The sequence below is a fragment of the Photobacterium sp. BZF1 genome (assembly GCF_014349205.1).
GTDB lineage: Bacteria > Pseudomonadota > Gammaproteobacteria > Enterobacterales > Vibrionaceae > Photobacterium.
Map to the genome: position 1 here is coordinate 1 of NZ_JACSOF010000190.1, position 10,707 is coordinate 10,707.

The 10,707-nt window shown below is 45.0% G+C and carries 6 protein-coding genes and 1 tRNA gene; 6 read left to right on the forward strand and 1 reads right to left on the reverse strand.

Annotation, left to right across the window (positions count from 1 at the left end; genetic code table 11):
• The 6 genes from BIZ37_RS30310 to BIZ37_RS27215 all read left to right on the forward strand — a co-directional run.
• A partial coding sequence (locus BIZ37_RS30310) for a hypothetical protein (protein WP_222939855.1) occupies nt 1-242 on the forward strand: 242 nt, incomplete at its 5' end.
• Nucleotides 233-1,024, forward strand: a complete 792-nt coding sequence (bcsQ, locus tag BIZ37_RS27195; RefSeq protein WP_187464193.1) for a cellulose biosynthesis protein BcsQ — start codon at nt 233-235, stop codon at nt 1,022-1,024. The genes BIZ37_RS30310 and bcsQ, both read left to right, overlap by 10 nt.
• 21 nt (nt 1,025-1,045) lie before the next feature.
• A complete protein-coding gene (bcsA, locus tag BIZ37_RS27200) occupies nt 1,046-3,154 on the forward strand; it encodes a UDP-forming cellulose synthase catalytic subunit (RefSeq protein ID WP_187464194.1) in 2,109 nt (702 codons plus the stop codon).
• The gene (bcsB, locus tag BIZ37_RS27205) at nt 3,151-5,358 is read left to right on the forward strand and encodes a cellulose biosynthesis cyclic di-GMP-binding regulatory protein BcsB (RefSeq protein WP_187464195.1); all 2,208 of its coding nucleotides are present in this window, start codon (nt 3,151-3,153) and stop codon (nt 5,356-5,358) included. Before bcsA ends, bcsB begins: the two co-directional genes overlap by 4 nt.
• Nucleotides 5,359-5,370: 12 nt before the next feature.
• Nucleotides 5,371-9,132 carry a cellulose biosynthesis protein BcsC gene (locus BIZ37_RS27210; protein ID WP_187464196.1) on the forward strand — a complete coding sequence of 1,254 codons (3,762 nt, stop codon included), beginning with the start codon at nt 5,371-5,373 and terminating at the stop codon, nt 9,130-9,132.
• A 17-nt stretch (nt 9,133-9,149) separates the two neighbouring features.
• Nucleotides 9,150-10,187 (forward strand): glycosyl hydrolase family 8, encoded by a 1,038-nt coding sequence (locus BIZ37_RS27215; RefSeq protein WP_222939856.1) that lies wholly within the window; start codon nt 9,150-9,152, stop codon nt 10,185-10,187.
• Between the two features lie 426 nt (nt 10,188-10,613).
• On the opposite strand, the gene BIZ37_RS27220 is transcribed toward BIZ37_RS27215, so the two are convergent.
• A tRNA-Ser gene (locus BIZ37_RS27220) sits at nt 10,614-10,704 on the reverse strand.
• Between the last annotated feature and the right edge of the window lie 3 nt (nt 10,705-10,707).

The following is a 10,707-nucleotide window of genomic DNA, read 5'->3' on the forward strand; positions in this document are numbered from 1 at the left end:
CCTATAACATTAATAATGAAATCACTACTGATAAACCAGATTACAATAATCGCCCTCCTTCAGTTGTAAAGCAGTTAACTGTCCATACGACACGCTCTCCCTTACTGCAATCGATACATAATACTGATGATACTTCATCTGATAGAGTCTCAATAATTCAAGCTGTGGCTGGTTTTCCTTGCGATAAAACGAATTTTGATAAGAATTTCTCTGAGCAACCCGAGGAGGAATTATGTCAATAGTGACAATATCTTCTCCTAAAGGCGGGGTCGGTGTTACAACATTAGCAGCAAATCTCGGCTATTCAATGGCTAGTAAAGGAATCAAGGTCCTTCTAATTGATTGCAATGTCCAAAACTCATTGCGGCTGCATTTTGGTATGCCCTTTAATGACAAAAGGGGCTATGTTGCTCAAGTTGAGCAGGCCCCAGATTGGAGCGAAAATGTTCTTTCATACGAGGACAATATCTTTGTCCTACCCTATGGCATAACCACAGAACCACAACGTCTTAACTTTGAAAACCGACTGCGCAATGATAAATATTTTCTACCTCGTGGCCTTGAAGTATTCATCAATGATCCCCAATGGCTGATCGTCGCAGATCTTCCTACGACACCATCTATTGCTTTCAGTGCGTTTTCGGAAATCTCAGATATTAGCTTAACTCTTTTTCTTGCTGATTCTGCTTCGTTGGCTCTGTTGCCTCAAGCAGAAAATCAGCTCTACGCTGGACAACGGGAAAAGCAACATTTTGTACTAAACCAGATTGACTTGAAACGAAAAGTCAGTCAGGAATCAGCTCAGGTTTTTCAGCATCGGCTCGGCAACCAATTACTAGGCATGATACACCGCGATGAGAGTGTCATCGAAGCAAATGCAGCACAAATATCGATCGGCACATATAACCCGGCATCTGCTGCTGCATTCGATATTGAGACTCTGGGTCAAAAGTTGATTGGGATATTGGGAATACATATTGGTGATGGCGTTGTTCATACAGCGAAATCTGTGCCAAACCAATGATTCAGCTATGGAGAAACAATCATGAGTAAAATTATGTTGTTTTTATTATTTTTATTGCTAGCCCCCGTAGCTATAACGATAGTAATTACCCCGATGGGGAGCCAAATGCAATACTTGTTTGGCTTGCTCTCACTTTTAATTTTCATTTTATTGAACAGAATTAAGAACCATCAGGTGTCAGTTATTCTGGTGGTATTCTCAGTACTGAGTTCAACACGATACCTATATTTCCGTGCTACGCAAACACTGTCCTTTGAAACCCAGATCGAAGCTATCTTAGGAATCCTACTTTTTGTTGCAGAGCTTTACTCATGGATTATGCTGTTACTGGGTTATATGCAAAACAGCTTCCCACTTGAAAGAAAAATACAACCACTCCCTGAGGATATCTCTTCGTGGCCCACAGTCGATGTCTATATCCCCTCATATAATGAAGATCTTGATATTGTCAGTGATACTGTATTTGCCGCACAGTGTATGGATTATCCGCAACACAAGATAAATATCTATTTACTTGATGATGGAAACCGCAAAGAGTTTGCTGTCTTTGCTGCTAAGGCTGGGGTTGGATATATCACCCGTACCGACAATACCCACGCAAAAGCTGGTAACCTCAACCATGCGCTAGAACTCACCCATGGCGAACTCATTTGTATCTTTGATTGTGACCACACCGCAACTAGACTTTTTCTTCAATCAACAGTTGGTGCATTCCTAAAAGACTCGGAGCTGGGGCTCATTCAAACACCACACCATTTTTATTCACCAGATCCTTTCGAACGGAATCTTTATGGCGGTCGTGATATCCCCAATGAAGGAGAGTTGTTCTATGGTCCTATCCAGCAAGGTAATGATGCCTGGAATGCTGCGTTCTTCTGCGGTTCCTGTGCGGTACTCAAGCGCGAGGCACTTGATGACATTGGTGGGTTTGCTGTCGAAACGGTAACGGAAGATGCCCATACAGCTCTCAAAATGCAAAGGCGAGGCTGGAATACAGCTTATCTGCCACTCAAATTATCAGCGGGTCTTGCTACAGAACGGCTTGCAACCCACATTGTCCAACGAAACCGTTGGGCCCGAGGTATGATACAGATCTTCCGGATGGATAATCCTCTATTTGGCAGAGGACTTACTATACACCAGCGGCTATGCTACCTCAGTGCCATGATGTACTTCCTATTTCCACTACCCCGAATGATCTACCTCATCGCCCCGCTTGCTTTTTTATTATTTGACCTGAAGATCTTACATTCATCTGCCGCGTTAATCTTTGCGTATGGTGTACCTCACTTTATCATTTCTGCCATTGCCGCCTCTAGGTTAAGCGGTAACACCCGATATAGTTTTTGGGGAGACATTTATGATATTACCCTAGCCCCAAAACTTGTTCTTCCAGTTATTAATACGATGTTCTTCCCGAAACACGGCAAGTTTAACGTAACAGATAAAGGGGGAAGTCTGGACAATACTTACTTTGATTCTCTCACCGTTCGTCCTCACATCTTTTTAGCTATCACACTGTTTATCGCCGTGCTCTGGGGAGCCTGGCGGTTTCTTTTTATAGAGGACTACAACCTTGACCCAGCCGTCCTTGCCCTGAATGTTGGTTGGGCAAGTTATAGTCTTTTATTCTTGCTTGCAGCAATAGCAACTGCTCGTGAAACCAAGCAGGAAAGGCACACGGTGAGACTAGCAGTTCAGATACCGGCGGTGATTTATTACAGCGATGGTATTGCCTCACGAACCCAGACCATCGATATATCAATGGGAGGATGTCTAGTCAATGTGCCAAATGGTTATCACAAGCCAGAGGATGTTGAAGAGATAGAGCTACAGCTCAGCTCTGGGGCTATATCGATACCGATAGAAAAATTGGTGGTAAACCAAAAGGGGTGTGCACTTCAATTTAGGGACATGGCTGTCGATGACCGTCGCGAGTTAGTTCGCATTGTCCTCTCAAGGGCAGATGCCTGGATCTGTGAGCCTCGCAAGAATGACAACCCGTTTACTTCTTTCTACATGATCATTGGTTGCTTGGTTAGTGTGGTCCAAGCTGCAATGAGTGACAAGAAGTCCGCTGGACAAGCCCAAGCCAAAAAAAGTCCCCCTCTAAGGGAGGAAGTCGCATGATAAAGCACTTTTTATTAGCCTGTTTAATAACTTTGCTTTCTCTACCGGTTAAAGCATTGGAAAGTGAGGTACTGGAGGGACATCAGATAAGTCTTGCTCAAATGGGGTGGGACGATGGAGTTCCTTTTTTGCAGGGTCAAAAAGACTCAGGTATTGTCTTTACCACACGACATGATGAAGTCATAACCCGCGCCCAGTTACTTCTTGATCTAAAGGTAGATGATGAAGTGGTCGAAAGTAATGCCACACTCGGTGTAACAGTCAACGGTCAGCACATAGCGACGCTACCGCTTGAAGCTGCATTTGACAGTGATGTAACTTACCGACTCGATATCCCTCCTATGCTAGTGACCTCGGCTACATTGATCGGTTTTAGACTGGAAACGGAAGAGGACTTATTATGCCCGCCGAACAGAGAGGCCGCCCTACAGGTCACTATCCTACCAACGAGCTATATCACGTTGGAATCAGCACAGCTCAATGTTGTTCCTGATTTGAGTCGGTTCCCTCTTCCTTTTTGGGATATTAATGACATGGCTAATACGCCTGTCAACATAGCACTGCCCTCAAGTCCAGAGCCCCCCCAATTGAATGCAGCAACAATGCTGGCTTCATGGTTTGGTGTGGTTTCACCCAAAAAAAGAGTCATTTTCGAAGTGTCGGTTGATGTATTACCGCAACAGCACACTATTGTAATAGGAGCCCCAGGTCAAACTGTAGGTAGCTTTACTCTCCCTGAAAGTGATGCCCCATACATACGCGTAATGCAAAACCCTAAAAGCCCATCACACAACCTATTGGTCATTGCCGGTCGAGAAAAGAGGGACTTGAGATCGGCTGTTTGGAAACTGTCAAAAACAGGGTTTAAAATACAAACAACATCAGCAACCGTGGAATACCAAAATATACCGCGCAGCAAGCCTTATGATTCACCTCGATGGATTGCAACAGACAGGCCGGTTTATTTAAGGGAGTTGGTAGCTCATGAACCCGGCATGGTGGCACTTGGCGTATGGCATGAGCCTCTGGATTATACATTCCGGGCCGCACCCGACTTGTTCTTGTGGGACGGCGAAACGATACCACTTGAAATTGGCTATCGCTTCCCAACCGCACCATGGATTGACGAGTCACTATCCAATCTCAGTGTTACCTTTAACCAACAGTACCTTGCCGGTTTACCTGTTAACCGCAATGGGGTGTTGGAGCGACTTTGGCATAAAGTTGGCGGTGATATTCGTCAAGAACAGGCTAAAATCCCAGTCCAGCCTTATATGATTTATGGCGACAACCATCTCTCACTTTATTTCAATATTGCGAACAAGCCCGATACCTTATGCAGTGAACTATTTGACAATAATATCAAGAGTACAGTTGAAGACACCTCTCTAATTGACTTAACCCGAAGCAGTCATTTTACGCAGTTACCAAATCTATCATTTTTTATCGGGGCTTCTTTCCCTTTTACACGCTATGCCGATTTTTCGCAGACAGTTATCTTGCTTCCGGAAAAACCTGATGTTAAGCAAATACAGACTTTATTTGAGTTGGCCGCCCGTGCGGGCAGTGCAACAGGTACGGTTCAAAGCTATACAAGGGTGTTTCTTGGTGTTCCAAACAACCGACAAATGCTTCGTAATAAAGATATCCTCGCTGTGTCAGTTGTCGGTGATACCACTTTCAACCGGAAACTATTTAAAGGCTCACCTTATCATCAATTGACAGACCGGTTAGGCGTTCGTGACTATACCTTTTCCCAAACCCTTAGGAATTGGATGTCAGGTGACTGGCAATTGGATGCGTTGGAAGCGGATCGATATCTTTCGGCCATTCAGGAATGGCGGGGATTCTTGAGTTACAAGTCCCCTTGGGACAGCGAACGCGTAGTTGTCGTAGCAACTGCGTCTGATCCAGTTCAGATTACCATGCTTGGCGCAGATCTACAGGTCAGGGCCATCAATGCCGCTATTCGCAAGGATACTGCGATCATTACTGACAATCACGGAGTAAGAAGCTTCCAAGTCGCCTCCCAGTTTCCAAGTGGCAAACTACCTTGGTACAAGATGATTATCTGGTACGCCAATCAACATGGAGCCATCTTGGCTATCGTTGCCGTTGCATTCTCATCCATGACAGGTCTGGCTCTTCACCATGTACTCGCACAGCGCAACCGCAAGCGGCTGACACCTCCAAAAAAGGGATAAAGGTACCTACTAATGAAAAATAATTTAATCAAGGCGTTGGCCTGTATATTCCTGCTGTCTCAGTCATTGCATGGCGTTACATCTGCACAAGAGATTACACCAGCCTTGCAAACCCTGTTGGATCAAGCCGTTTATTGGCACAAACACAATAATGATGAGCGTGCCGTTGAGTCATTAAACAAGGTATTGATGGTCGATACCAATAATGCACAAGCAATGTATTACATGGCTCTGTGGGCCGAACAACGAGGAGACACCAGTAAGGCAAAACAATGGCGGGAACAACTTGCTAAGGCACATCCCGGGGCTCCACAGCTTCGAGAGCTCCAAAACTTTACCGATATTATGCAACTCCCTCAACGGGAGGTTGAAATGGCGAGGCGGCAGGCCAATGCAGGCAACATAGACGGCTCCTTGGCAACTTGGGACCAGATATTCGGTGGTTCAGAACCTCCGATATCTGTTGCCCCTGAGTACTATCAGACGATGGCTGGAGATGAAACACGCTATCCAATTGCCCTTAGTAAATTAGCGGTACTGTCAAAAGCGCATCCCGATAACTTATCCATCAACCTTGCTTATGCTAAGTTACTGACATACAGGGAGTCTACCCGCCGGCAGGGAATTGAACTGCTACAAGGAATGGCTAAAAAAGATCCGGAAGCCAATGCTAGCCTAAGGCAGGCACTCATTTGGCTTGATCCAAAAGCATCCGATGAAAAGTACTACCTGTCATGGCTGCAACGTCATGATGATGAAGAAATTGCAGCGCTTTTCAATCAGCGCGTTGATGGTATGTCAAAACAATCTGGATTTGAATCGCTGGCAAAAGGGAATACAGCGACAGCCAAGCAGTCATTTAATCGTGTATTAAAAACCTCACCAGACGATGCTGACGCCCTTGCCGGTTTGGGTTATGCCAATATGAAGCAAGGTCATTTTACAAGTGCCGCTAATTACCTTGAACAAGCGGCCAATAAAAGTGGAAAAGACGCGTCTGAACTTAGGCAAAGGGCTCAGGAAGCCCGATTCTATGCCACTCTGAACCAAGCAAAAGAAGAACAGGCCAAGGGCAACTTAGATCAGGCCTTAAAGGTCAGTGCGCCACTAGCCAGACAATCAGGTCATCGGGGAAGGGCCGCTAAAATTTATCGAGCCAGCCTTCTCAGGCAGCGTGGTAGATATAAAGAGGCAGAGGAACAGTTGTACGCCGTGCTTAAACAAGATCCAAAAAATATCGATGCAAATGAGCAACTTTACTTTGTCTTGGTTGAACAGCAAAAATCAGAAGAGGCAGCAAAGATACTCAGTAGCCTACCCAGATCTATACAACAAAAGGTCAAGTCGGCTGATATCTATGGTAATACCCGCAATTTAGTCGATCAGGCCATTAATGCAGGGAACCTCGAAACGGCCATTGCAATTATTGAAAACGGCGTTGACTTACTCCCAAATAATCCATGGCTTCGATTTGAACTAGCAAAACTGCTGGAGCAATCTGGTAGGTCATCACAAGCCGATGAGGCAATTGCTCATCTTTACCGGGCTGACGCTACACCAGATGAACTTTATGCGGCCGCTGTCTACGCAGATGATAAAGATGACTGGGTTCGTGCCAGAGAGCATTTAGGACGCGTACCCGCAGTAAACCGTACTCCTGAAATGTCTGAGTTATACCAAGAAGCACTTGCTAACCTAAAGTTGAATTCGGCAGCCAATCATCTAGCTTCAGGTAATAAAATACGGACACTTGAAATCCTGAAACAACTCTCGCCGAAGGAACTGGGAAAGCCATATATCGTTGGCCGAGCGGCTAATATGATGGCACAAAGTGGTGATGTTAGTTCTGCTCTTAAACTTATCCAGCAAGATATTGCATCAGGTATAACCGGAAATGCTAGTGACTACATAGATCACATTAGTGTTTTGTACAAAGCAGGGCTAGAGCGTGAAGCACTCAAATTGCTCAATAACCCTAAGGTAGAAGCGAACAGCACACCGACACAGATGGCCGAGGCAAGGAACGTTTATATTATCAATGAGGCTGATAAGCTGAGAATAGAAGGTAACTATGCTGGCGCTTATAACCATCTTACAACTGCCCTTCAAAGAGATCCTAATAATGTGGGACTGATGCTTGCAATGGCACGCCTTTACCAATCTGGACATATGACCAAGCAGGCTTCGGCCGTTTATCAGTACTTGCTCGAAAGCAATCTAGATACACAAAAACAAGATGCACGAGTCGGTGCAATTAACGCTGCACTTGCCGAGGGCAACGGTCAAAAGGCAGCTTTATTAGCCACTGAACTCAAAGATACCCAATCTGCTGAGCGGCTGCTGCTTATAGCTAGGATCCACGAAGCTAACGGTGAACAGCAAAAAGCGATAGCAGCACTTAGACAAGCCCGTGGCAAATTACTGGGTCAAGAGTTTAGCTATTCAATCTCGGGAAAAACACTGGGCGACCAAGTAATGGCTGACAACCCTTTTATTACGACGGCACATACCAAGCAGGCATCTATTACCTTATTGCCTTGGCTATCCCAAGAGACAAATGATACGCAATCAGCTACCCACTTTGGCAACAATGATCAGGAAACTCTCAAACAAGTTGATGATTTGATGGTTGATCTCAAAAAAACAACCTCTTCATGGTTACAAGGTGGGTTGGTGATTCGTGGAAGGAATGGTGAAGACGGCCTGAGTAAACTCACAGAAGCGAGACTTCCAATTGAATGGTCTTCTGCTGCGTTAGGCGAGACCCGTATCAAGGCCATTATCACACCAGTTACTCTTGATGCGGGTAGCTCTTCTGGTGATGCCAATCGCCGCTTTGGAACAGGAGCCACGATTCAAGGCCAAGTCTCAGAATCATTGGGTCTTTCTATACATGATGGAGAGACGTTGGCATCAGTATCCTCTCAGGGTTCGCAGCATGAAACAGGTGTAGGTATTGCCATGTCTGCTGAAGGCAACCGTTACACTATAGATATTGGCACAACACCAATAGGCTTTGAAGAAAGTACGGTAGTCGGAGGTGCCCAGTGGAGACAGCCAATTAATAGCAACCTTGCTTTCAACATCTCTGGTGAGCGCAGGTTAGTCAAGGATAGCCTACTTTCCTATGCCGGTGCGGTAGACAAGTTCTCTGGTAAATTTTGGGGGCAAGTAACCAAAAACGGTATTGATGCACAACTTAGCTATGATGATGGTTACGCAGGCTATTATGCCGGAACTCAATGGTGGCTCTATACCGGTAACAGTGTTGATGACAACTATAGCATTGGTATTGACACCGGCTTGTATATGAGACCTTACAGCCAAGAAGACGCTGAACTCAAAATAGGGGTTCATATTGCCTACCTCGACTTTGATAAGAACCTCAGCAAGTTCAGCTTTGGTCACGGTGGGTACTTCAGTCCGCAGAACTATGTGAGTATTGCCTTTCCGTTTAATTTCAGCCAAAAACTAAACCGTATGCACTATTCGTTGGGAGGTTCGTTGGGATACCAGTCTTATAACCTTAATTCAGCGGCTTATTATCCAAATGATCCGATACTCCAATCACAGTTAGAAAACTATTGGCGTCAGGGTTACGCTCAGGAAGCCTATTACGACAGTGAATCTGAAGACGGGATTGGTTACCAATTCCACGCTGGATTGGAATATGAAATACAACCGAGCTTTCTTCTTGAGGCCGGTGTTCATTACGATACATTTGGTCAGTACAACGAAACTATTGGCTTTCTGCGGGGGCGGCGCTTATTTTAAGTTGGCTTTGAGGAACTATGAATATGTATCTTACTAGTAGTGCACCACAAGTCGTAAAGCGATTAATAACCCTTGCCGTCGTTCTAAGCGTCATAATATTGTTTTCTCCCATAGCGATGGCAGACAAAAGCTGGGAGCGATATCGCCAACAATTTATCTCCGGTGATGGCCGAGTTATCGATACAACGAATGAAGGTATCAGTCACAGTGAAGGACAAGGTTTTGGTATGTTGTTTGCTGCAGCATTTGATGACAGAGAGACTTTTGAAAGTCTATGGTCATGGACAAGGTCTAATCTGAGCAATCCAGATAACCATTTGTTTTATTGGAAATATAACCCAACCCTTACCTATAAAATCGAGGATAGGAACAACGCTTCAGATGGTGATGTACTTATCGCATGGGCACTGCTAAAAGCCGGTAAGCAATGGGATGAACCCAACTACCTTGAAGCCTCTGATGAGATTCTCTGGTCGATATTAGAACACAACATCATACAATACGCTGACTATACTGTGATGTTACCTGGTGTCTTTGGATTCATATCCGACGAAGGGATAGTACTCAACCCCTCGTATTTTATCTATCCTGCTTGGCAAGATTTCGCCGCACGGGTTTATGTTAATAATTTACATGTACTTATTACTGACACGCTTAATTTAATGCTGCGAATTGACTGGGGAGACCACAAAATAGCAACTGACTGGATAGTACTCTACCCTGACGGTTCGACAGCACCAGCTGCAGATTGGCCAGCTCGAGTTAGCTATGATGCATTTCGGATCCCCGTCTATGTTAAGTGGCGGATGGCGAACCACCCATTGCTGGAAAGATGGTCTGATATGCTGTCAAGAACAGCAAGGTTACAAACACCGGCATGGGAAAATGTGTTTGGCCATAGTCGCGCAGATTACCCAATGAGTGGTGGTTTGCTTGCTATCAGGGATTTTACAGTGGGAGAGTTGGAAGAAACATCCACCCTAGTCAGCCGATATGATGATTACTATTCAGCTAGTTTAAAGTTGTTGGTTAGTTTAGCCGCACAAGGGTATTGAGTAATTTGATTTTAGATAGTTATATAAATTGACTACTCTAATCTCTTTTCATGTACTACTCGCGTAAGATTAACTTTCATAATTACATATGTACCACCCTTATAGAGTGGATGATATTTCCATGCTATCAATGGCTTGAAAAAGCTCCGTCTTTTGACGGGGCTTTTTCTAAATGTGGTGGAGTGTTTTGGGTATGGTGGATTTGATTCAAATCCCTTACTCGGAACTCTACGCATACGAAAAAGGCCTTGTCTTGCGACAAGGCCTTTAAATGTGGCGGAGTGCTTTGGGTATGGCGGATTTACTTCGCCCTGCGGGCCGTTGCTTTAAAGCACCTTCGGTTAGCAACGTTGTCTCGCTTCTCTCGGCTGAACCCTAGATCCCAGATGCAAAAAAGCCGCTGATTTCTCAGCGGCTTTTCAAATGTGGCGGAGAGATAGGGATTTGAACCCTAGATACGCTATTAACGTATGCCGGTTTTCAAGACCGGTGCTTTCAACCACTCAGCCATCTCTCCGTA

Bases quoted from the DNA above. Each gene is read 5' to 3' on its own strand.
- bcsA (WP_187464194.1), top strand. From the start codon at position 1,046: ATGAGTAAAATTATGTTGTTTTTATTATTTTTATTGCTAGCCCCCGTA.
- BIZ37_RS27210 (WP_187464196.1), top strand. From the start codon at position 5,371: ATGAAAAATAATTTAATCAAGGCGTTGGCCTGTATATTCCTGCTGTCT.
- BIZ37_RS27215 (WP_222939856.1), top strand. From the start codon at position 9,150: ATGAATATGTATCTTACTAGTAGTGCACCACAAGTCGTAAAGCGATTA.
- bcsB (WP_187464195.1), top strand. From the start codon at position 3,151: ATGATAAAGCACTTTTTATTAGCCTGTTTAATAACTTTGCTTTCTCTA.
- bcsQ (WP_187464193.1), top strand. From the start codon at position 233: ATGTCAATAGTGACAATATCTTCTCCTAAAGGCGGGGTCGGTGTTACA.